Annotated in this window: 23 protein-coding genes; 14 read left to right on the top strand and 9 right to left on the bottom strand. The window is 67.2% G+C overall.

Going from position 1 to position 22009, the window contains the following annotated elements; translation table 11 throughout:
- Positions 1-18: 18 nt before the first annotated feature.
- A complete protein-coding gene (locus NF4_RS18695) occupies positions 19-825 on the bottom strand; it encodes an IclR family transcriptional regulator (protein WP_063814628.1) in 807 nt (268 codons plus the stop codon).
- 48 nt (positions 826-873) lie between these two features.
- On the opposite strand from NF4_RS18695, the gene NF4_RS18690 reads away from it, so the two are divergent.
- Genes NF4_RS18690 through NF4_RS18675 form a run of 4 tightly spaced genes read left to right on the top strand, consistent with a single transcriptional unit; the run spans position 874 to position 5494 of the window.
- Entirely contained in the window at positions 874-2091 is a 1218-nt protein-coding gene (locus NF4_RS18690) for an FAD-dependent monooxygenase (RefSeq protein ID WP_063128589.1), read from the top strand.
- Between the two features lie 34 nt (positions 2092-2125).
- Entirely contained in the window at positions 2126-3010 is an 885-nt protein-coding gene (locus NF4_RS18685) for a fumarylacetoacetate hydrolase family protein (protein ID WP_063128588.1), read from the top strand.
- 4 nt (positions 3011-3014) lie between these two features.
- Complete coding sequence (locus tag NF4_RS18680) at positions 3015-4379, top strand: MFS transporter (RefSeq protein ID WP_063128587.1); 1365 nt, start codon at positions 3015-3017, stop codon at positions 4377-4379.
- A gap of 59 nt (positions 4380-4438) precedes the next feature.
- Positions 4439-5494 (top strand): cupin domain-containing protein, encoded by a 1056-nt coding sequence (locus tag NF4_RS18675; RefSeq protein WP_063128667.1) that lies wholly within the window; start codon positions 4439-4441, stop codon positions 5492-5494.
- A 121-nt stretch (positions 5495-5615) separates the two neighbouring features.
- Here NF4_RS18675 and NF4_RS18670 read toward each other — a convergent pair whose 3' ends face one another.
- Positions 5616-6536 (bottom strand): LysR family transcriptional regulator, encoded by a 921-nt coding sequence (locus NF4_RS18670; RefSeq protein WP_063128586.1) that lies wholly within the window; start codon positions 6534-6536, stop codon positions 5616-5618.
- Positions 6537-6672: 136 nt separating this feature from the next.
- Here NF4_RS18670 and NF4_RS38665 point away from each other — a divergent pair, with 136 nt between their 5' ends.
- Genes NF4_RS38665 through NF4_RS18660 form a run of 3 tightly spaced genes read left to right on the top strand, consistent with a single transcriptional unit; the run spans position 6673 to position 8437 of the window.
- Entirely contained in the window at positions 6673-6972 is a 300-nt protein-coding gene (locus tag NF4_RS38665) for an FAD-dependent monooxygenase (protein WP_369690940.1), read from the top strand.
- Positions 6879-7463 (top strand): alpha/beta hydrolase family protein, encoded by a 585-nt coding sequence (locus tag NF4_RS18665; protein WP_198165373.1) that lies wholly within the window; start codon positions 6879-6881, stop codon positions 7461-7463. The genes NF4_RS38665 and NF4_RS18665 overlap by 94 nt, the downstream gene beginning before the upstream one ends.
- Positions 7460-8437, top strand: a complete 978-nt coding sequence (locus tag NF4_RS18660) for a cyclase family protein (RefSeq protein WP_157120436.1) — start codon at positions 7460-7462, stop codon at positions 8435-8437. The genes NF4_RS18665 and NF4_RS18660 overlap by 4 nt, the downstream gene beginning before the upstream one ends.
- Before the next feature lie 139 nt (positions 8438-8576).
- Here the strand turns inward: NF4_RS18660 and NF4_RS18655 are convergent, their stop codons facing one another.
- Positions 8577-10049: a cytochrome P450 gene (locus NF4_RS18655; protein ID WP_084533226.1), complete on the bottom strand. Its 1473-nt coding sequence runs from the start codon at positions 10047-10049 to the stop codon at positions 8577-8579.
- 449 nt (positions 10050-10498) lie between these two features.
- Positions 10499-11029: a LuxR C-terminal-related transcriptional regulator gene (locus tag NF4_RS18650; RefSeq protein WP_198165372.1), complete on the bottom strand. Its 531-nt coding sequence runs from the start codon at positions 11027-11029 to the stop codon at positions 10499-10501.
- Positions 11030-11244: 215 nt separating this feature from the next.
- Between NF4_RS18650 and NF4_RS18645 the strand changes: the two genes are divergently transcribed.
- Positions 11245-11868 carry a TetR/AcrR family transcriptional regulator gene (locus NF4_RS18645; protein WP_063128583.1) on the top strand — a complete coding sequence of 208 codons (624 nt, stop codon included), beginning with the start codon at positions 11245-11247 and terminating at the stop codon, positions 11866-11868.
- Between the two features lie 154 nt (positions 11869-12022).
- On the opposite strand, the gene NF4_RS18640 is transcribed toward NF4_RS18645, so the two are convergent.
- From NF4_RS18640 to NF4_RS18630, 3 genes are read right to left on the bottom strand one after another with little or no spacing between them, the layout of a single operon-like run.
- Positions 12023-12538, bottom strand: a complete 516-nt coding sequence (locus NF4_RS18640; RefSeq protein WP_063128582.1) for a carboxymuconolactone decarboxylase family protein — start codon at positions 12536-12538, stop codon at positions 12023-12025.
- 46 nt (positions 12539-12584) lie between these two features.
- Positions 12585-13028, bottom strand: a complete 444-nt coding sequence (locus NF4_RS18635; RefSeq protein WP_063128581.1) for a DoxX family protein — start codon at positions 13026-13028, stop codon at positions 12585-12587.
- A gap of 34 nt (positions 13029-13062) precedes the next feature.
- The gene (locus tag NF4_RS18630) at positions 13063-14235 is read right to left on the bottom strand and encodes a serine hydrolase domain-containing protein (RefSeq protein ID WP_084533224.1); all 1173 of its coding nucleotides are present in this window, start codon (positions 14233-14235) and stop codon (positions 13063-13065) included.
- Between the two features lie 310 nt (positions 14236-14545).
- Between NF4_RS18630 and NF4_RS18625 the strand changes: the two genes are divergently transcribed.
- From NF4_RS18625 to NF4_RS18620, 3 genes are all read left to right on the top strand, one after another.
- The gene (locus NF4_RS18625) at positions 14546-15427 is read left to right on the top strand and encodes a sigma-70 family RNA polymerase sigma factor (RefSeq protein ID WP_063128579.1); all 882 of its coding nucleotides are present in this window, start codon (positions 14546-14548) and stop codon (positions 15425-15427) included.
- Positions 15424-15660 (top strand): hypothetical protein, encoded by a 237-nt coding sequence (locus tag NF4_RS37850; RefSeq protein WP_157120434.1) that lies wholly within the window; start codon positions 15424-15426, stop codon positions 15658-15660. Before NF4_RS18625 ends, NF4_RS37850 begins: the two co-directional genes overlap by 4 nt.
- A 293-nt stretch (positions 15661-15953) precedes the next feature.
- A complete protein-coding gene (locus NF4_RS18620) occupies positions 15954-17213 on the top strand; it encodes a cytochrome P450 family protein (protein ID WP_063128665.1) in 1260 nt (419 codons plus the stop codon).
- Between the two features lie 34 nt (positions 17214-17247).
- Here NF4_RS18620 and NF4_RS18615 read toward each other — a convergent pair whose 3' ends face one another.
- Positions 17248-17817, bottom strand: coding sequence for a DUF8020 domain-containing protein (locus NF4_RS18615; RefSeq protein ID WP_232330540.1), 570 nt, complete (start codon positions 17815-17817; stop codon positions 17248-17250).
- 392 nt (positions 17818-18209) lie between these two features.
- Between NF4_RS18615 and NF4_RS18610 the strand changes: the two genes are divergently transcribed.
- Entirely contained in the window at positions 18210-18668 is a 459-nt protein-coding gene (locus NF4_RS18610; RefSeq protein WP_157120433.1) for a hypothetical protein, read from the top strand.
- 479 nt (positions 18669-19147) lie between these two features.
- Positions 19148-19546 carry a PPOX class F420-dependent oxidoreductase gene (locus tag NF4_RS18605; protein WP_063128576.1) on the top strand — a complete coding sequence of 133 codons (399 nt, stop codon included), beginning with the start codon at positions 19148-19150 and terminating at the stop codon, positions 19544-19546.
- A gap of 401 nt (positions 19547-19947) precedes the next feature.
- On the opposite strand, the gene NF4_RS18600 is transcribed toward NF4_RS18605, so the two are convergent.
- Positions 19948-20895 carry a GlxA family transcriptional regulator gene (locus tag NF4_RS18600; protein ID WP_063128575.1) on the bottom strand — a complete coding sequence of 316 codons (948 nt, stop codon included), beginning with the start codon at positions 20893-20895 and terminating at the stop codon, positions 19948-19950.
- 98 nt (positions 20896-20993) lie between these two features.
- Between NF4_RS18600 and NF4_RS38660 the strand changes: the two genes are divergently transcribed.
- Positions 20994-21968 carry a DJ-1/PfpI family protein gene (locus NF4_RS38660; protein ID WP_198165371.1) on the top strand — a complete coding sequence of 325 codons (975 nt, stop codon included), beginning with the start codon at positions 20994-20996 and terminating at the stop codon, positions 21966-21968.
- Positions 21969-22009 lie beyond the last annotated feature (41 nt).

The raw sequence follows: 22009 nt of genomic DNA, 5'->3' as shown, positions 1-22009 counted from the left end.
CCGGGAATCGGCAACCGGCTATTTCGAATGATCCCGGATATCCAGGTCGATGATCATCAGGTCTTTTTCGATCTGGGTTCTGGTGTCGAGCAACAACGGTATGAAGGTCCGGTCGACCAGGCCGGTGAAGCGGGCGGCATGGCTGGACAGCGACACCGCACCGACGGCGTGACCGGCGCGGTCGTTGATCGCGACCCCGACGGCCGCGACGCCGCGTTCGGTCTCCTCGAAGTTGACGGCGAACCCGCGCGCCGACACTTGCGCGAGAGATTTCGTCAGGGAACGGAATTCGTCCTCGTCGAGGCCGGGGTTGCCGCCCGGGCCCGAGCGGCGGTACAGCTGGCGTAGTTCTTCCTCGGGCAGGGTCGCCAGCAAGGCCTTTCCGCCCGACGCCCGGTGCGCCGGCATCACCACGCCGTCGCGATCGTTGGTGGCGTACACGGACTGGGCGCGGACGGTACCGAGGAACCGGACGGTGTCGCGGACCCGGACCATCAGGTTCGCCGATTCGCCGCTGCGCCGGGACAGCACCTCGAGATGTGGCTGGCAGAGGGCGCGGAAGGTCTTGGTCCAGGCGAGCCGGGCCGGGGCGGCGTCGAGCGAGGGGCCGGGGAAGTAGACGTGGGATTCGTCCTGTACGGCGAAGCCGCGGTAGGCGAGGGTTTGCAGCAGCCGGTGGGCGCTGGAGCGGGAGATGTCCAGATCGGCCGCGGCGTCCATCACCCGCAGGCTGCCGTAATCGCGCAGCAGTTGCAGCAGGCGGAGTCCGCGGTCGAGCGAGCCCACCGCACTGGACGGACGTTCGGGCAATGGCGGGTTGCGCATAGCGGAATCTTATTCCGTCCATCGGGCGATGCGCTTTAGCTTTCTCGCATGATTGAGTGTGACCTGGATAACGGTGTCCTGGTGGTCGGTGGAGGCATCGGCGGTCTTGCCACCGCACTCGGCCTCGTGCGGGCAGGCCGGAAAGTCGTGGTAGTCGAGCAGGCCGGCGAGTTCGGGGAGATCGGCGCGGGTCTGCAGCTCGGCCCGAACGCCACCCGGATCCTGGATTCGTGGGGGCTGCTGGACCAGGTGCGGGCGGCCGGCGTGGTGCCGAACAATATCGCTATGCGGGACGCGATCTCCGGTGCGGAGATCGCCCGGCTCCCGCTGGGCGCCGAGTTCCGCACCCGCTACCGCACCCCGTACGTGGTGATCCACCGGACCGATCTGCACGCGATTCTGCTGGAAGCGTGCCGTCGAGCGGGCGTCGAACTGCTGACCGATGTGCGGATCGAACGGGTCGACACCACCGAGAGCGGGACGGTTGCCCATGCCGCCGACGGCCGGACCTTCGCCGCGGCGGCCACGATCGGCGCCGACGGTCTGCATTCTGTCCTGCGGCAGGCCATTGTCGGGGACGAACTCCAGCCGTCCGGGTACGTCGCCTACCGCGGCACCGTCCCCGTCGACGAGGTGCCCGCGGGTGATCGCGAACTCGACGATGTGCTGGTCTGGGCCGGCCCCGGCTGCCATCTGGTGCAGTACCGGCTGCGGTCCGGGGAGATGCTCAACCAGGTCGCGGTCTTCGAATCGCCGGGCTTTCTGCGCGGCGAGGCGGAGTTCGGCGGGGTCGACGAACTCGACGCGGCCTTCGCGCAGTGTCATCCGCAGGTGTGGGCCGCGATCGCGCATATCGGTAAACAACGCCGGTGGCCGCTCTACGACCGGTTGCCGGCCGACGACTGGGGTCACGACCGCCTGGTCCTGACCGGTGACGCGGCCCATCCGATGCTGCAGTACCTGGCCCAGGGCTGCTGCCAGGCGCTCGAGGATGCGAACACCCTCGAAACGCTGCTCCGGGGCGGCGCCGGCGATATCGAATGGCCGGAGGTGATCCGCCGATTCACCGAAGCCAGGATTCCGCGCACGGCCGAGGTGCAGACCAAGGCGCGCATGTTCGGCGAGATCTGCCACGCCCGCGGTGTGCACCGCGATGTCCGCAACGCACTGCTCAACCGGCTCGACACCGCCGACCTCTACGACCACGCGGATTGGGTTTACCGCGGCCCCCTCTTCGACCCGGTACCCGAACCGGTCCACTCCTGAGCCCGAACACTTTTTCAGAGAAAGCTTTTCATCCATGCGTCTCGCAGTTCTCGACGGCGGTCGCGCCGCCGTCGTCTCCGGTACCGACGTCTACGACGTCACCGCGCACCTGCCCAGCTCACCCGGCCCCTACGGCGGACCTTGGCTGCCGTGGCTCGAACAGGGCGGTCGCGCGGCGGACCTCGCCGGCATCGACCTGTCCACATGCCCCGCCGAACCGCTGGACGGCGCCGCGCTGCGGGCGCCGATCTCGCGTCCGGGCAAAATCGTGGCGGCGCCGGTGAACTACCTCGATCACAAGGTCGAGATGCACGAGCAGAAGACCATCGCCGAATACGGGGTCTTCCTCAAGGCCAATTCCTCGGTGATCGGCCCGGGGGAGCAGGTCGTGCTCCCGTACCGCGATATGCGGACCGACCAGGAAGGCGAGCTCGCGATCGTCATCGGCCGTACGGCCCGGAACGTGAGCGTCGACGACGCGCTCGACCACGTCTTCGGTTACACCGGGGTGCTCGATATCACCGTGCGCTCCACCGAGGACCGTTCGACCCGCAAATCGTTCGACACCTTCACTCCGCTGGGGCCGTGGATCGTGACCGCGGACGAAATCGGCGATCCCGATAACCTGCCGCTGCGCTGCTGGGTCGGCGACGAGCTGCGCCAGCAGACCGATACCGCCGAGCTTATCTTCTCGGTCGCCGAGCTCATCGCCTACAGCAGTTCGGTGATGACGCTGCATCCCGGCGACATCATCGCCACCGGCACACCCGCCGGTGTGGGCCCGCTGTACGACGGCGCACGGATCCGCCTGGAGATCGGCGGTATCGGGACTCTGGAGGTCGGGGTCACCGGGCGGGACGCCATCGCCTACGCCGATCGGCCCGGCGCCCGGCACGACGTGCGCATGGCAAGGGGATAGGGCCATGGATATCAAGGCTCGGATCGAATCGTCGCCGATGCGGCCGGTGCAGTATGCCGTGGTCGCGGTGTGCGTGCTGCTGAACATGCTCGACGGATTCGATGTGCTGGCGCTGGCGTTCAGCGCCTCGCATATCTCCGACGAATGGGAGCTGTCCGGTTCGCAGCTGGGCGCGCTCCTCAGTGCCGCCCTGATCGGTATGGCGGTGGGGTCGATCGTGATCTCGCAGGTCGCCGATATCGTCGGCCGCCGGCGGACCATCGTGGTGTGCGCGTTCGTGGTCGCGGCCGGGATGGCGTTGTCCGCGGTGGCGACGGGTTTCGGGATGCTGCTCGTCGTCCGGGTGCTCACCGGCCTGGCGATCGGCACACTGCAGGCCTGCCTGAATGTCATGGTGGCCGAATACTCCTCGGCCCGCTCCCGGTCGACCGCGATCAGCGTCTACACGGCCGGTCAGCCGATCGGCGGTACGGTCGGCGGGATCATCGCGGGTGTGCTGCTGGTGCAGTTCGATTGGCGAGCGGTGTTCCTGTTCGGCGCCGCGGCGACCCTGGTGACGGCCTTGGTCGCGGTGGCGGTACTGCCGGAATCACTCGACTATCTGCTCACCCGGCGTCCCGCGAAGGCGCTCGAACGGGCCAATGCCGTCCTGGTCCGGCTGGGGCAGCCGGAACTCGGCACCCTGCCGCCCGCACCTGAGCGCGCCCAGGGCTCCGCCGGACGGTGGCGAGAGCTTTCCGCCGGCGCCAATCCGGTCACGACCCTGCTGCTGGGATTCAGCTTCTTCGTGCTCATGGCGGGTTTCTACTTCGCCAACTCGTGGACCCCGAAACTCGTCACCAGCAGCGGCTTCACCGACGCCGACGGTGTGCAGGCCGGCGTGCTGTTCAGTGCGGGCGGAATCGCCGGTGCGCTGATCTTCGGACCGCTGGCCGGCCGGTTCGGTGTCCGGCGGACCCTCACCGCGCTGTTCGTTCTGGCGGGCGCCGCCTTCGGGCTGTACGCGGTCTCGGTGGAATCGCTGAACGCGGCCTTCGCGACCGCCGCCCTGCTCGGCCTGACCACCAGCGCGGTCATGGCCGGCATGTTCTCGATCGGGCCCATGTACTACGGGTCGTCGGTCCGGGCGACGGCGGTCGGCCTGATCATCGGTCTCGGCCGCGTGGGCGCGATCCTGTCGCCGATACTCGCCGGCGCGCTCCTCGACCTCGACTGGGCGCCGCGCGGTATCTACTTCCTGTTCGTGCTGCCGATGCTGGCCGGCGCTGTCGCGATCTACGCCATGCGCACCCGCCGGCCGGTGCTCGCGGAACACCGCGGCAGCACCGAACCGGAGCCCGATCCGGGCGCCTCGGTCGTCGTGCACTGACCGGCCTGCCGAACCCTTCCCATCCCGTTTGCCGAGGAATATTCGTGACCAGCGAGAACATCACCACCACCGAAGAACCGACTGCCGAACTGGACCGCCTCTACGCCGATTTCGCGCGAAACTCGACAGCACCGCTGTGGACCCAGACCACCGATCTGATGCCCGCGGCCCCGGCCCCCGCCGCCGTACCGCATGTGTGGAAATGGTCGGAGCTGCTCGATATCGCCCGGCGCTCGGGCGACTTGGTGCCCGTGGGGCGCGGCGGCGAACGCCGGGCGATCGGATTGGCCAACCCCGGCCTGGCTCCCACCGCGTACGCCACCCCGACGCTGTGGTGCGCGATCCAATGGCTCGGGCCGCGCGAGACCGCGCCGGAACATCGCCACGCCCAGAACGCTTTCCGTTTCGTGATCGAGGGCGAGGGGGTGTGGACCGTCGTCGACGGTGACCCGGTCGCGATGCGGCGCGGTGATCTGCTGATGACCCCGGGCTGGTGCTTCCACGGCCACCACAACGAAACCGACGAGCCGATGGCCTGGATCGACGGCCTCGATGTCCCGCTCGCCCATGATCTCGATTTCGGGTTCTTCGAGTTCGGTCCGGAAACGGTGACCGATACCAGCACACCGCCGATCTCGCGGTCCGAGCGTTTGTGGGCGCACCCCGGGCTCACCCCGCTCTCGGCGCGGACCCCCACCGGTTCGACCCCGATCGCCGCCTACCGCTGGGAGCACACCGACCGCGCCCTCGCCGAACAGTTACTGCTGGAGCAGGCGGGGCATGCGGCGACCGTCGAACCCGGTCATGCGGCTGTGAAATACACGAACCCCACCACCGGCGGCGATGTCCTGCCGACCATCCGCTGCGAATTCCACCGGCTGCGCGCCGGGGCCGCCACCGCGCCGCGCCGCGAAGTCGGTTCTTCGATCTGGCAGGTGTTCCAGGGTGACGGCCGCGTGACCCTGGGCACCGAGGAAAGGACGCTGACCACGGGCGATCTCTTCGTCGTCCCGTCGTGGGTGCCCTGGTCCCTCGACGCCGAGACGGAATTGGACCTGTTCCGCTTTTCCGACGCGCCGGTGGTGGAAAAGTTGCAGTACCACCGGCCCCGGTGAGTATCGGAGCATTCGGCCCGACAATCCGGGCCGAACGCTCCGGCCGTCCCATACCGAACAACTGCGCTCCACCGCCCGGACGATGCGGGCGGTGGAGCGCGGCGCTGTTCGGGCGATCCGGTCAGCGCGACACCTCGGCGCTCACCTCGGCCAGCACCGTACGTAACCACTGGTGGGCGGGGTCGGCGCGGTGGGTGGGATGCCACCAGAACGCCTCCACCAGTGGTACGACTTCCCAGGGACAGGGGAGGACCCGGACGTTCGCGGCGGCGGCCAGCCGGTCGGCGAGGCGGCGTTGCAGTAGTGCGACGCATCGGGTGCCGGTGACCATGAAGGGCACCGCGAGGAAACTTTGCACCACCACCCGGATATCGGGTTCGATACCGATCATCCGCAGCTGCCGGGCGGCGGGGGTGAAGGCGGTCGGTGCGTGATAGGTGACCACCCAGGGGAGCTCGGCGAGTTGTTCGAGCGTGATCGTGTCACCAACCTCGGTGTTGTCGGCCGACACGATGAGCACCCAGCTGTCGGTGAACACATCGAGGGACGGCATATCGGACAGGAAGCCGTGCGGCAGGAAGGTGCCGTCGGCGGTGCGCAGCGATTCGGGGGCCTGGTCGATATGGGCTCCGGTCTGCTGATCCAGGCGTAACCGCACGCCCGGGGCTCGTTCGGCGAGGGCGGTCGCGAGTTGATCGCAGAACACCGTCGCCGCGTAGTCGGAGACCAGTACGGTGAATTCCCGGCTGGATCCGGCGGGGTCGAACACGGGGCCGGCGTCGAAAACCCGCGCGATCCCGACGAGCGCGGCGGCGGCCGGCTCCCGGAGTTGTTCGGCCAAGGGGGTGAGTTCGTATCGGTTACCGCTGCGATGAAGTAGTTCGTCGTGGAAATGGCGGCGCAGCCGGCGCAGCGCGGCCGACACCGCGGGCTGGCTCAGGCCCAGGTGCTCGGCGGCCCGGGTGACATTGCGTTCGGTGAGCAGCGCGTCGAGCGTCGTCAACAGGTTCAGATCCAGATTCCGCAGCGAGCCGGCAGTCATACCTCGAACCATAAACGCCGTGGATGGTGAACATAAGCGACCCGCCCTTCCGTGATGGTGATCTGGGTCGCACAGTGGTCTCTACCACCTCGTCGCGGAGGACTCGGCGAGGTCACGAGAGCCACTGGAGTCTGTTGTGTCTGCTGTCCGGAATGTGTTGGTGATCGGCGCCGGTTCCGCCGGTACCGCCGCCGCGATCCTGCTCGCCGAGGCCGGGGTATCGGTCGAACTCGTCGAGGCCAAACCCGATATCGCCGCCTTGGGATCGGGTATCACCCTGCAGGGCAATGCCTTACGTGTGCTGCGACAGCTGGGAGTCTGGGACCCGGTGAGGCGCTGCGGTTGCAGGGACTCACCGCACGGATCGATACCGAGGTGTGGGCCGCCGCCTGTATCGACTGGCTCGAAGGCCGCACCGATATCCGCGGCGACCTGATCGGGCTGGCCGGCTGGTCGCTCGGCGGTTACTACGTGCCGCGGGCCGCGGCGTTCGAAAAGCGCCTCGCGCTGTGTGTGGCCTGGGGTGCCAATCACAACTGGGGCGCGGTGCAGAAGCGACGGCTCGACCGCGAGGGTGAGAACCCGGTTCCGCACTACTGGGATCATGTGCTGTGGGTCTGGGGCCGGCCCGATATCGCCACGTTCATCGAATTCGCCGAGGATATCCACCTCGACGGCGTGGTCGAGAACATCACCGTGCCCTTCCTGATCGCACACGGTGAGAAGGACCGGCAGATCCCGCTCGACTACGCGCACCGTTCCTACGAGCAAGCGGTCAACAGCCCCAAGCGGGAACTGCGGATCTTCACTCCGGAAGAGGGCGCGACCGAGCACATCGGCCTCGACCACCTGCCGTACGTCACGACCTTCATCGCCGACTGGGTAAGCGACACCTTCGCCGAGCTCGACGGAGGCGCGTTGTCATGACCCCCGAAGAGCTGGACCGTACCGATCCCGAGGGCGCCATCGCCGCCGCGGCCGCCCGGGTATCGAACTGGGGTCGCTGGGGGCCCGGTGATGTCCTGGGCACCATGAACCACCTCGACGACGCCACCCGCCGCGCCGCGGCCGGTGCGATCCGGACCGGTCGATCGTTCTCGCTGTCGCAGTCCTTCGATATGGACGGCCCGCAGAAAGGCTGGCGCCGGCGCACCAACCCGGTGCACACCATGCTCGATACCGGTACCGATGCCGTCGCCGGAGTCCAGGGGTTCCCGCACGGGCTCGGCGGCGCGGACGATGTGATCGCCATGCCTCTGCAGTGCTCGACCCAGTGGGACGGGCTCGGCCATATCTTCGACCACGGCCGCGCCTGGAACGGCCGCCCGGCCGACCAGGTCGTCACCAGTCTCGGTGACCAGGTCACCGGTATCGAAACCGTCGCCGACGTCATCTGTGGCCGCGGGGTCCTGCTCGATGTCGGATATGCGATCGGGGAGAACGGCGAACTGCCGGATGGTTTCGCGATCACCCAGGCCCATCTCGAGCAGACCATTGCCGCGCAAGGTCCGAGCTCGGAAGTGCGCCGCGGCGATATCGTCGTAGTGCGCACCGGCCAATTGACCCGAGCCCGGCGGGAAGGCTGGGGTGAGTACGCGGGCGGCCCGGCCCCCGGCCTGTCCTTCACCACCGCCGACTGGCTGCACGGCACCGAGATCGCGGCAATCGCCACGGACACCTGGGGATTCGAGGTGCGCCCCAACGAGTTCGATGTCGCCTTCCAGCCGCTGCACCAGGTCGCGATCCCGCATATCGGCCTCTTCCTCGGGGAGATGTGGGACCTCGACGCGCTGGCCCAGGCCTGTGCGGACGACGGCAACTACGATTTCTTCCTCACCGCCTCTCCGATCAAGGTCACCGGCGCGGTCGGCGCACCGGTCAACCCGGTAGCGCTTCGATGAGCGCCGGTGAGAGCCCCGCTGACAGCGCCCTCGAGAACATCGTCGTGAACGGTCCCATGTCGGATTGTCGGCTCAGGTCAGGACTGTTTCCGGGCCGTTGGAGGAGGTCGGCGACGTCGATGCGGAGAAACCGTCCTGCTCAGGTGACGATCGAACGCTGCCGTCCCGCGGGCGCGTGCGGGTGCGCGATCATCGGTAACCGATCGAGCTGTACAGTGGCCGCCGCGATCTCGCGCACTGCGACTCCGGGCACCGGCTCCAGCCGGACTCGGGCGACCACCGTCGCCAGAATTGCCGTCGCCTCCAGCCAGGCGAAAGGCTCGCCGATACAATTGCGATTGCCGATGCCGAAAGGCTGGAACGCCCCGCTGCGGGTCACCGCCTTGCGATATTCCGGGGTCCACCGATCCGGGTCGAAGATCGCCGGGTCCGCGAAATAGTTCGGGTCGTTGTGCAGCGCGTAATTGGAGTAGATGATCGTTGCACCCTCGGGGATGGGGACGCCGCCGAGTTCGATCTCCGCCGTTGTCTCCCGCATGCCGAGCCAGGGCGGACAGTAGCGGCGCAGCGTTTCGGTGACGACCTTCTCGGTGAAGACGAGATCGCGGATATTGTCCGCGCGGACCGGCCCGTCACCGAGGACCTCGGTCACTTCGCGCTCCAAACGGTCGAGGATATCCCGGCGTCGCCCGAGCTCGTGAAACGAAAAAGCCAAAGTGTTCGAGACGGTTTCGTAACCTGCCGCGAACATGGTCATGACTTCGTCCCGGATCTCCTGGTCGCTGAGCCCGGTGCCGTCGTCGAAGCGGGCCGCGATGAGCATCGAGACGAGATCGTGGTGATCCTCCTGGCGGGTCCGGTACTCCGCGATGATGCGGTCGACGACGGTGAGCAGCCGCCGCACCGCGGCGTCGAAAGCGCGGTTACGCAGCGGCAGCCGGGCCAGCCACGGCATCATCGTCCGTTTCGGCAGCTCGGCGACGATGACCGGGAATGCCCGCAGCGACTCGCTCACCAGATCTTCGGCGATATCACTGGAGAACAGAGCCCGCGCCACGATCCGCATGGCCAGCCCACCCAGTTCTCGGTCCAGTTCGATTCGTTGCCCGGCGTGCCATGCGTCGACCATGCTCGAAGTGCTGTCGGCCATGATGTCGACATATCCCGCGACTCGCTCGCGATGGAAACCCGGTGCCATCAGCCGGCGATGACGCATATGTTTCGGTTCGGCGGAGACGACGATTCCGTCACCGAGTACCACTCGCATGGCATCGAAGAACGCGCCCTTCTCCACGCACTGTGAGATCTTCCCGCGCAGTAATGAATCGAGAATCTCAGGGGCGGTCACCACGTAGGCCTCGTCGCGACCCAGCCGGATGCGAACGATCGGTTCGGGCAGCGCGTGCAACTCGGCCAGGAATTCCAACGGCCGTCGCTGCAACTGCAGGCCGTGACCAATGAGTGGCCACGCTCGTCGCGGCGATTTTCCGGGCACAATGGCAGCAGTCATCACGACTCCTCGATCGGTGAATTTCGTATTTCTACAAGCAATATCAACTCCGCATGCCGCGAGTGTTTTCCGGCGAGGAAGTCGGCCGCCCGGAGCGGGCATACTGTGGGAGCACGGACCTCCGGCCCCTGTGTATCGATTACGGACCGCAACTGATCGGTACGGAATCAGCCGTTTCGCCCGGTCGGTCACGCGCGCAGACGTGTAATGGATTCGCGCCGCGACCGCTGCGCGATCACAGTGTGCCGGGAACGCAGTTCTCGCCGGGGCGGAAATACGCCGAGACAGAATTTCCGACGCCGATCGGAGCGGGAGGTGCAATCCCGAGAGTTTGCTTCACCCGGACATCAGTGACCCGTGTCGAGAAATTCTACCGGTGCCCCATAGAAAATAGACGCCGTTTCTGGCCCAACCGCACTCATCACAACTCCCGAAGTAGTGACTCCCTTGCCGATATTCAAGCCGACAGCGCACGATGCGGGCAAGTAGGGGAAACCCTATACACGGGCGCCGACCCCGATGGTCCGGGGTGGCGCGGTACCGACCGGAAGTCAGGACCGGCGCGCGTACTCGACAGCGGCCACAGCGGCCAGCGCCGCACGAGAGGAGACGTTCAGCCTGGTGAACAAGCGGGAAAGGTGGGCCTCGACGGTCTTCTCGCTGACGAACAGCTCCTCGGCGATCTGACGATTGGTCAGTCCGCGGACCACCCGGCCGACGATCTCCTGCTGCCGGCGGGTGAGCCCGTCGAAGGCGGATACGGGTGTGCGGTCGGGCTCCGCAGCGGTTCCGTCGAGCCGGGTGCGCGCTTCGCGGGCCCGGGCTGCCATATCGGCCGCTCCGTGTGCGTTCGACACCGCCAGCGCGGTATCGAGCTCGCGCCGGGCGGCGGCATTCTTGCCGGAACTCGCGAGGATACGACCCAAGAGCACCCGGGCCTGCGCGGCATCGATCGGCGTCCCGCTCTTCTCATACTGCCGCACGGCTTCCCGCGCGAGGTTCGCCGCCGACCGCGCTCTACCCAGTTCGAGTTCGATACGCGCCCGCGCGTATCGAGTGTCGCCGGCGCGCATGGGCATCATCGGTGAAGCCTCGGAGTGTGCCTCCATGCGCCGTACCACCCTGTCCGCGGCGGCGAGATCCCCCAATTCCGGCGATGCCCGCAGGCGATGTCGGTGGGATCGGCTTCGGCATAGTGGCAAACTTGCTCGATCTGCCGTAAGGAGGCAAGACGGTGCGTCTCGCCTACTCGTCCAAGACGACTCGTATCGTCTCGTGCAAGTGTTACGCTCCGAGAATGGTCAAGCAGCCCGATCCCGCACGCCGTAGTGAGCGCTCCCGGCAGGCCATCCTCGCCGCGGCCCGCGATCTGGTCTCCGAGTTGGGGTATGCGAAGCTGTCCGTCGAGGCCATCGCGGCCCGGGCCGGCGTGGGCAAACAGACCATTTACCGCTGGTGGCCGTCCAAAGGTGCGGTGGTCCTGGACGCCTTCCTGGCGCTCAGTGAGGAGGGCCCGGACCAGAGCATGGCACTGCCCGATACCGGCGACCTGAAAGCCGACCTCGAGACCGTGATGCGGGCGACGGTGGCCGAATTCGCCGATCCCGCGTTCGAGGGACCGATCCGCGCGCTCAACACCGAGATCATCAATGATCCCGCCCTCGCCGCCCAATACCACGCCAAGCTGGCCGGCCCGTTGGACGAGGCCAAGAAGGACCGGCTGCGCAGCGCGCAGCGGGCCGGGCAACTCGACGCCGACGCAGATCTCGACCTGGCGCTCGAATTGCTCTACGCGCCTCTCTATCAGCGCTGGCTGCTCCGGTCCGGCCCGTTGACCACCGAATACGCCGACGCTCTCGTCGAGGTTTTCCTCAAAGCCATGCGACCGGACATTGCCGGTGATCCCGGTGCGGCCGAGTGACCCGAGCGCCGGTGCGTTCGTGACATCAGTCGAACCATCGGTGCCGGTGGGCGGATGCGCTCCGGAGAACAGCGGTCCTGGCGCGATACCCAATACCGGCAATGCTGTGGGGCCGGAGCGCAATCGCCCCGGCCCCACAGCCGGCGGCGTCGAACTAGCGGACCGCGACGGAAGTCCACTGTTCGGCCGGCGGGCGGCCGGGCAGCGGCTGTCCGATGAGGGCGAGCGGGACGAAGAAGTTCACCTGGCCGATGACCATGGCCAGAGTGGCCAGGGCTTTGTCGTCGTAGTGTTCGGCGGCGTGGGCGTAGAGCTCCTCGGGCACCCGCTCACCGTGCGTTGCCGGCTGCAGGACAGCCTCGACCAGGGCCAGCGCGGCGCGTTCGGGCTCGCTGAAGTAGGGCGCGTCGCGCCAGGTCGCGACCGCGGCGATCCGCTCCTCGGCCTCCCCGGCGGTGCGCAGGTTGCCCGCGTGCAGGATGGCGAGGTAGGTGCTGGCGACGATCTGGCCGGCGCGTAGCTGGACGAGACCGATCGTGGTCCGCGGGATCGCCCCGTTGCCGGTGGCCTTGAACAGCGCCGCGCCGACCTCGCCGAGTTCGGGGACCAGCTGCTGAGGGTTGGGCAGCCGGGAGCCGCTGCGCTGCTGGGTGGTGGTGTTCGTGTTCATCGTGTTCCTTCTCTGTTGTGGTGAATTCATGGTTGGATCGGTCGGCTCAGGCGGGCCGAGGCCGACGGCGGGAGCCACCGAGTGCACGCAAGGCGGTGGAGGTGGAGCTGCCCTGGGGCAGCCAGGCGCGGGCGGCGAAGGTGGCGGCGGCGAAGAACAGCGGCATCGCCCACTTGTCGGGCCCGTCCCCGGCGGCCAGGTGCGAGGTGGCGGCGCCGCCGTAGACGAAAACGAGCCCGGCGTAGGCCCATTCCTTCGTTTGCGGGTGGCCCGGGGTCAGGATCGCGACGAGGGCGGCGGTTTTGGCGACACCCAGGATGGTGGCGAAATATATGGGGTAGCCGAGGTGATCGAAAGAGTCGCGGACGTAGGAGATCCGGGCCAGGTCCCAGTACGCGCCGACCGCGGTTTCGGCGAGTACGGCGGTCACGGGAACCCAGCGGGCGAGCTTCAGGCCGCGGGAGATCATCGACGTGGTGCGAGTAGACATGGTGCTCCTGAAGAGTTGGTCGGCCGGTAGCGGGTCAGGCGGCCGAGGCGATCGGGGTGCCGGTGGCGGCGCGGTACACGGCGGCAGCGAGCCGGGCGTTCTCGGGGGCGTTGAAGGCGAAGGCGGCGCGGCGGCGGGTATAGCCGTAGGCCAGGCCGCTGTGCGGGTCGGCGAATCCGTCCGAGCCCGCGGAGCCGGTGTGTCCGAAGGCGTGGGCGCCGAGGAACGGATACAGCAGGCTCTTGGCTTCGAAACCCAGCGTGTAGGGGGCGCGGTCGCCACGTACCAGATCCGGGCCGCTGGAATGGATGGCGGAGACGGTGGCGATGGTTTCCAGTGACAGCAGCGGGTCCCGGCCGTCGAGGCCGGTGGTGGCCGCCGCGTACATCGCTGCCACGCCGTTCGCGCTGCCGACACCACCGGCCGAGCCCTGGCCCAGACGACGCAGGGTGGGGTCGTTGGGTAGTGCCATGACGTCGGCGGCGGTGAAACCGCGCGCGTTGAGGTTGTAGGAGATCCCCGCGATGCTGTGCGGGGCCGGTGAGTTCGCGGCGAAGGCTGCTTCCATTTCCGGGCTCGCGCGCCACGGCAGGATGGGCAGGTATCGGTGGTCGAGTTCGGCGGGCAGCCCGAGATAGACGTCGAGTCCGTAGGGGGCGCGGATCCGCTGTTCGAACAGTTCCTGGATGGTGCTGCCGGTGATCGCGCGCGTCACCTCACCGATGATGGCGTAGGTGACGAACCCGCCGTACCCGTGCACCGAACCCGGTTCGAAGAAGGGCCGCTGCCCGACCAATCGTTCGGCGATGACCTGCTCATCGGCGAGTTCGGCGACGGTGAATCCGCCGTCGACCCCGACGATCCCGGACCGGTGCACCAGCACGTCCCGCACGGTGATGCGCTCCTTGCCCGCCGCGGCGAACCGTGGCCAGTAGTGGGCGACCGGCCGGTCGACATCCAGGGCGCCGTCTTGGATCAGCAGCGCCACCACCAGGCCCGCGGCGCCCTTGGTCGTGGAATGCAGACCGGTCAACGAGGTGCCGGAGACCTCCCGGCCGGCCCACAGGTCCACCACTTTCCGGCCTCGCACGAACGCGGCCAGCTGGGCACCTGATTCCCCGTCCTCCTCGGTGACGACGGCGGCGAACTCGGCACGCACCTCCTCGTATCCGGCGGCGACGGTGCCGTGTACTTCGATCGCGTTCACAGTGTTGTTCCTCTCCATAGCAGCCGAGATGGCCGACGCGGCGGGAGCGCTCGGCTCCGAAATCCGCCGCGGTCGGTGTTCCGGTGCACTGACGGACGGCGGCGAGAAAACGTGACCGCAGCACGGAAAAGAGCAGGTAGATGCCAGGAAGCCGGCTCCGACACCCTCGGGTCCGTTTCCGGCGAACGGATGGCCGTGCCGGAACAACGCGGCAACGAGCCGGTGACGGGAAGAACCGGCGAAGACTTAGAGGGTCACGTTTCCCGCCGCCCATTCGTCATCGGTACGGGACGAGATCGAGGAGGACCCCGTGCACGACGAACAGTTCCTGGCCGAAGAATTCGAAGGACACCGCACCCACCTGCGGGCGGTCGCCTACCGGATGCTCGGCTCGCTCACCGACGCCGACGACGCAGTCCAGGAGGCGTGGCTGCGGCTGGCCCGCACCGACACCAGCGACGTCGGGAACCTCGGCGGCTGGCTGACCACCGTCGTCGGGCGGGTCTGCCTGGATATGCTGCGAACCCGCAAAACCCGCAGCGAAGAACCACTGGAAGCCGAGCACCTGCCCGACCCGGTGATCACCAGTGAGTCCACCCCCGACCCGGAACACGAAGCACTGCTCGCCGACTCGGTGGGCCTGGCATTACTGGTCGTGCTGGAGTCTCTGAGCCCGGCCGAACGACTCGCCTTCGTCCTGCACGATATGTTCGCCCTGCCCTACGAGCAGATCGCGCCCATCGTCGACCGCACCCCCCAGACCGCCAAGAAACTCGCCAGCCAGGCCAGGCGCCGAGTCCAGGGGACCACCCCGGACCCGAGTCCGGATCCGGCCGGTCAGCGCCGCGTCGTCGACGCTTTCCTCACCGCCGCCCGTGGCGGCGACTTCGACGAACTCCTGCGTATCCTCGATCCCGACGTGGTGCTGCGCGCCGACTCCGGCGAGGCGATGCGCGTGATCCGCGGCGCCACCGCCGTCGCCGGCCAGGCCGAAACCTTCCAGCGCATGGTCACCCTGTGCACTATCCACCCCGCCCGCGTCAACGGCCACGCAGGACTGGTCAACACCATCGACAACGCACCCTTCTCCGTTATCGGCTTCACCGTCGCCGGCGACCGCATCACTGCGATCGACATCCTTTCCGATCGTGAGCGCCTCGCCCACCTCGATCTGACCGCCGCCCTCGGATGAACGAACCAGTTCTACGTTTCGATTCAGCGAGCGGGGCGCACCCGAGTGCACCTGGAACGCCCGATACCGGTCCGGCGCAGTACGGGGACAGCGCGCTGATCATCGACGTCGGCCGCCTCGGCCTCCTCTCGCTGCGCACCCTGGCCGCGGTGGCCGACGATGAGCTGCCACCAGTACTTCGTGCACCGATGTTCGTCCACTCCGAGTGCTGGCTACCTACCTCAGCGAGCTGAGCACGCATCGCAGAATCCGGGAGCAGCGCAGGGTTGGTATCGGTCTGAGGTCCGCGGAAATCCGCACACGTCAGGCCTGTCCGTCGGTCGTCGGAATACGCACGGCAAACCTGTAGAAGTACCTGCGGGCGAACACGAAACCGCGCATTGCAGATCGGATACGAAGTGATCGAAGCCGGGCGGTCGGTTCGGATCGGCCGTCTTCCTCGAGTAGTCTCGCCTCGGGCGTTCCGGTGGTGTCGGCAGAGCTGCTTCCGGGCGCCACATCCGCCTGTACATATGGAGTGACACAGTTGTTTTCGCCGCCGCCCGACGCTCAGTCCACCGTACTTCCGCTCATCCACGGATCACCACAGAGCACCGACGGGCCCCGGGTTCCGTTCTACGCCGAGGAGATCGCCCAGGAACCGCACCGCGCCTATCGCGAAATGCGCCGCCGATACGGTGCGTTGGTGCCGGTCGAGTTGGCTCCAGGCGTCCCGGCGACACTCGTCGTCGGCTATCACACCGCGGTGCGCATTCTCAACGACCCTGAGCACTTCCCGGCGGATTCGCGTATGTGGCAGCGAGATATCCCGCGTGATTGCCCCGTCCTGCCCCTACTGGAATGGCGTCCGTCGGCTGTCCGGAACTCCGGCCCCGTGCACGCCCGTTACCGGCAGGCAACCGTCGCCGGGGTGAATGGGGTCGATCTCTTCTCGCTGCACAGCCGAGTGGAAAAGATCGCGGTGCCACTCATCAACGCCTTCTGCACCACCGGTTCGGCGGAACTCATCGAGCAGTACGCGTTTCCGCTGACCTTCGCGCTCCTCAACGACATACTGGGCTGTCCATCCGAAATCGGCCAACGCGCGGCGGCGGGAATGGCCGCAATGGTGGAGGGAACGGGAGCGGACGCCGGCGCCGGCGGTGCCATGCTGGAACAGGCCATGGCCGATCTGGTGAGTCTGAAAAGGGCCGAACCCGGTCAGGACATCGTCACGCGGATGGTGCACGACCCGGCGAAGCTCGACGACGAGGAGATGATGCACAACGTACTCAGCTTCTACGGGGCGGGGATCGAACCGCTGCAGAACCTGATCGTCAATACGCTCCGGCTGATACTCACCGACGAGCGCTTCGCGGGCGGCATACTCGGCGGCAGCCTGTCGACCCGGGATGCCGTGGACGAGGTGCTGTTCACCGACCCGCCGGTGGCGAACTACGCGGTCTCCTTTCCCCGTCAGCCGGTTCTGATCGACGGCGTCTGGCTACCCGCCCATCAGCCGGTGATGATCAGCCTCGCCGCGTGCAACAACGATCCGGCCATCGATACCGGGGAGTACACCGACAACCGCGCCCACCTCGCATGGAGTATCGGAGCGCATATGTGCCCGGCGAAAGAGGTGGCCTATCTGGTGGCGCAGGAGGCAATCGACCAGCTGCTCGACGCACTGCCCGAACTGCGTCTCGCCGTACCGGCCGGGGAGCTCACCTGGCGCCCCGGACCCTTCCAACGTGCGCTGACGGCACTGCCGGTGGAGTTTCCCGAATCCGCGCCGCTGACGATCTAGCCTGACGAGTCGAGGCTGTTTCACCTGCCCGTGCTCAGGGCATGCCGGTGGCGAACGCCTGTACGGCGTCGAGGAACTCCGGGCCACCCATGACGTATCCGCCGACTGTTCCACCGATCAGCACACCCACTGGAATGCTGATCCCCCAGATCAGGAACAGACATGCCCCGAGGATGCCGCCCACGATGGCACCGCCGACGACGCCGGGCAGGTTCTTGTTGATCTGCTCCGAGAGTCGGCTGTAGGAGCTGATGTCCTTCACTCGCGCGTTGTCTGCTGCCGTCGTGGCCGGTGTCAGCGTCAGGGTGTGGCCGTCCGCGCCGATATGCTGCGCCATCGTGATCGAACGGCCATCGGCGGCGTACCACTGCGGCACTTCGGCCGCCGCCGCTCCGTCGCCGGTCTCGAGCACCACCGCACCGTTGTGCGCAAGCTCGAACCTGCCATTCTCGACGGTGGTGACGACGACCCCGTCGACCGGCGAAACAGTGATCCGGTAGTCGATCCCGTGATCGACACCGGAAGTCGTATCCCCCACGGTCACGGCGGTCGACTGCTTCGGTACGGCCGGCTCTGCATGGGCGGTCGCCGCAGTGATAGCCACGGCCGAGATGGTCATGAAAACGGCAGCAGTCGCTTTCTCGCACTTCATTCGTCGAACCCCTCCACTCAGCAGCCCCTGATGGGCGGACCGAGTGAGACCTTAGGCGGTGCCGAATTCGAATAGCGTGTATGCCACACGGTTCGAAGGCTCGAATCCGATATCCGACCGCGCGGTAATGTACACCCGCAGTTCCCGCCACGGTCGTGCCCGCGCAGCCGGCCGCCGTGCTTCCCGTTGAAGCCCTGCCGGCCGCGACCACGCAGCGAAGCCTCGGTAACGAGACGGGGCACGGTGGAGATCAATCAGCCGAGGCTGCACCGGCATCCGGCGCGCAGGGAGACAGGCCGGCGGTGCCCTACGCCTCACCCCGACTAGAGGAAGTGGGCATCACCATGTCTTCTGCCGATCTGAGCGCCTGGGCAAGCAACTTTTCCGTTCTCGGCGGAATGCTCGACGACTACGAGACCGAGGTGGCCCACACCAACCCGCTATGGTTCCCGAACCGTGGCACCGGTCAGTTGGTCGCCTTCCAGTACGGAACCGCCCTCGGCATGCTGGGTCTCGCTCTGTGGGTCCAGAAGCCGTCTTGGCTGGACGAACCGGAATTCGGTCCGACCGCCGGGTCCGAGCACAAGCTGCTCGCCTCTCACTATGTTCTCAGCGCGATCATCCAGTACGTGGACGACGTGCCGCTCAACGAAGCGCGGGCCGCCCTGCGGGATCTGGCCGATCGGCTCTCCGACACTGCCGCACAGTGGGCCGAGGACGGCGTGAACCCTGCCGAAGTCGAACAGATCCTCACCGAACGCAAGGAGCTCGCCCGGCGGGCTACCACCACCGCCGACCAGTAGGCGCGCCTGATGCAGCCGTGCAGGCAACAGCTCGTACCGCACGAGCTGGGGCGCGACCTGGCGTCGGGTGTCTCCGGGTGGTCGCGGTCTCCGGTGTAGGCCTCCGCTCGGCCGGAACGGGCCTGTGCAGCTCGCCGATTGGAGCAGGGTTTCGCAGGGCAGTCTGGAATCTAGCAACGCTAGACAAAGTAGCGACCCAATGATACCGTTGCTCTAGTTCCTAGCGATGCTATTTCGATGAAGGGAAGTGTAATGCTCGGTTCCTCCGGCCGGATCATTGCCGCCGTCTGCCGACCGGCTGCGGTACGCGTTCATCACCGGCGAAACCGATATCGAGATCGGAGGGGGTAGCTATCTTCCGCGATGTCGCCGACGCAAACACGCGGGATTCGGCAGGCAACGGCTCGCTTCCCGCACCCGACAACGTCCGGCTGATCGCCGGGCGCACCTCATATCGGATTCACCGAGGAGTAATCGACATGACCTTCACCATCAATGAACAGCAGTTCCTCGCGGAGGCCGGGATCGGTCGGCTGGCCACGGTGTCGCCCGACGGCGTGGTGCAGAACAACCCGACCGGCTATCGGGTGAACGCCGACGGCACGATCGATATCGGCGGCATGCGGATGCGTGGCAGCCGAAAGTATCGCAATGTCGAGGCGGGCAGCCGGGTGTCGTTCGTCATCGACCAACAGGTTTCATTGGATCCTTACGTGATTCGCGGCATCGAAGTGCGCGGCACGGCCGAGGCGCTCGATGACGAGGAGCCACCGTTCCGATCCCAGGAACGCGCGGTCATCCGAATTCATCCCGAACGGATCATCTCCTGGGGTATCGACGGCGGATCCTTCGACTTCACCAGTCGCGGCGCCGAGTAGCCGGACATCGTGGGTGGTCCAAAAGAAAGGGCCGTCACCGATCGTAGGAGTTGATGTCGTTCCGGCGGTTGCGGCCGAGTGGCCGGTACGCCCGCCGAAGCAGGCCGCGCCCACGCCGTTCTGCTTCGTCTCCGCCGCTCATCTCGGCCCATCCGGCGGCCGGCCCCGGACTGCGAGTATCCGCGCCGGGACCCGGGCATTCGCCAGTGTCCAGCCGGGGCAGGTGGGATCGGCGTCGCGGGGTCGTTTTCGCGCAGCAGATCGGCCAGTGAGTCGGTTTCTGCGAGCAGCGCCGCGCGGTGATCGGCCGTGCTGGATGCGGTCACGCCACAACCGTAGTAACGCGACACCACTTCTGGCAGTGGAAAAGCGGTCGCCAGTCCGAGTGCCGAGGCCGTGGGTTATGCGGGCGGATTCGTTCGGAATGTCGACCGGTATGCCGCGGGAGTGGTGCCGACGTGCCGGATGAAGTGGTATCGGAAGGTTTCGATCGATCCGAATCCTGCCGTTCGCGCGATGATCTCGATAGGGAGGGCAGTCGTCTCGAGTAGTTCCCGTGCCCGGTGGAGACGGCGGTCGAGCAGCCATTGCGTCGGCGTCGTACCGGTGTGGGCTCGGAATCGCCGTGACAGACTGCGCGTGCTCATCGAGGCCTTGGTGGCGATGTCGGCCAGGGATATCGGCGTGGCGAGGTTGTCCTGCATCCACTGCAATGTCGGGCCGAGATCGTCGGATGGCGCGGCGGGCGCCGGCCGCTCGATGAATTGCGCTTGCCCGCCTGCCCGTTGGGGTGGCATCACGATCTGCCGTGCCGTGTCGGTCGCCACCGCCGCGCCCCGGTCGCGGCGCACCAGGTGCAGGCACAGATCCAGGCCCGCCGCGACGCCCGCGGAGGTCAGGATCGTTCCGTCGTCGATGAACAGGACCGACGGGTCCACTGTCACGGAGGGGTATCGGTCCGCGAGGTGGTCGGCGAGCATCCAGTGCGTTGTTGCCTTCCGGCCGTCCAGTAGTCCCGCGGCCGCCAGTACGAAGGCCCCGGTGCAGATCGAGGCCACTCGGGCGCCACGGTCTGCCGCCGCCTGCACCGTCCGCAGAACGCGCGGGTCGGGAACCGCATCGGGGTCGGCTCCCGGGACGATCACCGTCTGGGCGTCGAGCGCGTCGTCGAGGCCGTAGCGCGAGGAGAAGGCGAACACTTCCTCCCCGGCGGCCGTCGCGATCATGTTCTTCTTCCGTTGGGCGCACACCCGGACGCGGTAGCCGGGTGCGAGGGAGAAGACCTGGCACGGAATGGCCAGTTCGAAACCCACGACTCCGTCGACGGCCAGCACAGCGACAGAATGCATGGCCAGATCTTACGTAACTGTGGCGATCAAGCCACTGTTCGGCCGGACCGATCACCGCAATACTCAGGGCGTAACCGCAACTTCCATCGGAGGATTCGATGACTCTTCGCGTACACACAGTGCTCTACGACGGGGTGGAAGACCAGGACTTCATCGGCCCGGTCACCGCGCTGGGCGTCGTCGACGATGTGCGGCACAGCTTCGTCACCGTCGACGGTCCGGGCACCGTCACCACCGCGGCAGGTCTCGAGATCACCGTCCGCACCCCGTGGTCCCCGGACCGCGCCGATCTGATCGTGGTACCCGGCGGCGGCTACGGCGAAGGGTCGCCCGTCCAGGAACAGATCCGCCGTGGCACTGTGCCCCGTGCGTTGACCGCGGCTCGACGTCCGGGACTGATCCTCGCGGCCGTCTGCACCGGAACGCTGCTGCTGTCGGCGGCCGGGATCACCGCCGGACGACGGTGCACGACACATCACATCGCCGAGAACGATCTCCGGCAGCAGGGGGCGATCGTGGTCGGCGGTCGCGTCGTCGACGACGGCGATCTGGTTACCTCGGCCGGGGTCACCTCCGGAATCGACCTCGGACTGTGGCTTGTCGAGCGGCTCTTCGGCGCCGAGACCGCGGCGTTGGCCGAGCAGGTTCTCGAGCACGAACGCCGCAGCGATGCCTGGGAGGCGAACCGTGCCGGTGATCGAGGACGGACGACCCGGCGCGACCCGGTCGAAGAGGTGCCGCCTGTCCATGACGGGGGCGAACCTCGGACGACCGAGGGCGTCACATTCGTCAATGCCATCGAACTCCCCGCCGAGCGGATCGACGAATTCGTCCACCAGTGGCGGGCCCGTGCCGCGCTCATGCGCACAGCACCCGGATTCCGCGATGTCCGCCTGCACCGGGCGATATTGCCGGAAGCGCGGTTCCAACTCGTCAACATCGCGCATTGGGACAGCGCCGAAGCATGCGCGGCGGCCGGTCTGAATCCCACAGTCCTCGCCTCGGTCGACGAAGCGAGAACGATCGCCACCGCCCACCCGGCACTGTATCGAGTCGCCGCCGAGTACCCCTGATATACAGCGCGATAGCGGCCGGGCCTACCGGGCCGCGGCTC

The organism is Nocardia fusca NBRC 14340 (genome assembly GCF_001618425.1).
Lineage (GTDB): Bacteria > Actinomycetota > Actinomycetes > Mycobacteriales > Mycobacteriaceae > Nocardia > Nocardia fusca.
This window is presented reverse-complemented; position numbering and strand designations above follow the sequence as displayed.

Bases quoted from the DNA above. Each gene is read 5' to 3' on its own strand.
- NF4_RS18610 (WP_157120433.1), top strand. From the start codon at position 18,210: ATGTCTTCTGCCGATCTGAGCGCCTGGGCAAGCAACTTTTCCGTTCTC.
- NF4_RS18655 (WP_084533226.1), bottom strand. From the start codon at position 10,049: ATGCCCGCTCCGGGCGGCCGACTTCCTCGCCGGAAAACACTCGCGGCA.
- NF4_RS18645 (WP_063128583.1), top strand. From the start codon at position 11,245: ATGGTCAAGCAGCCCGATCCCGCACGCCGTAGTGAGCGCTCCCGGCAG.
- NF4_RS18680 (WP_063128587.1), top strand. From the start codon at position 3,015: ATGGATATCAAGGCTCGGATCGAATCGTCGCCGATGCGGCCGGTGCAG.
- NF4_RS18685 (WP_063128588.1), top strand. From the start codon at position 2,126: ATGCGTCTCGCAGTTCTCGACGGCGGTCGCGCCGCCGTCGTCTCCGGT.
- NF4_RS18650 (WP_198165372.1), bottom strand. From the start codon at position 11,029: ATGATGCCCATGCGCGCCGGCGACACTCGATACGCGCGGGCGCGTATC.
- NF4_RS18690 (WP_063128589.1), top strand. From the start codon at position 874: ATGATTGAGTGTGACCTGGATAACGGTGTCCTGGTGGTCGGTGGAGGC.
- NF4_RS18640 (WP_063128582.1), bottom strand. From the start codon at position 12,538: ATGAACACGAACACCACCACCCAGCAGCGCAGCGGCTCCCGGCTGCCC.
- NF4_RS18670 (WP_063128586.1), bottom strand. From the start codon at position 6,536: ATGACTGCCGGCTCGCTGCGGAATCTGGATCTGAACCTGTTGACGACG.
- NF4_RS18660 (WP_157120436.1), top strand. From the start codon at position 7,460: ATGACCCCCGAAGAGCTGGACCGTACCGATCCCGAGGGCGCCATCGCC.
- NF4_RS18600 (WP_063128575.1), bottom strand. From the start codon at position 20,895: ATGCATTCTGTCGCTGTGCTGGCCGTCGACGGAGTCGTGGGTTTCGAA.
- NF4_RS18605 (WP_063128576.1), top strand. From the start codon at position 19,148: ATGACCTTCACCATCAATGAACAGCAGTTCCTCGCGGAGGCCGGGATC.
- NF4_RS38660 (WP_198165371.1), top strand. From the start codon at position 20,994: ATGACTCTTCGCGTACACACAGTGCTCTACGACGGGGTGGAAGACCAG.
- NF4_RS37850 (WP_157120434.1), top strand. From the start codon at position 15,424: ATGAACGAACCAGTTCTACGTTTCGATTCAGCGAGCGGGGCGCACCCG.
- NF4_RS18695 (WP_063814628.1), bottom strand. From the start codon at position 825: ATGCGCAACCCGCCATTGCCCGAACGTCCGTCCAGTGCGGTGGGCTCG.
- NF4_RS18635 (WP_063128581.1), bottom strand. From the start codon at position 13,028: ATGTCTACTCGCACCACGTCGATGATCTCCCGCGGCCTGAAGCTCGCC.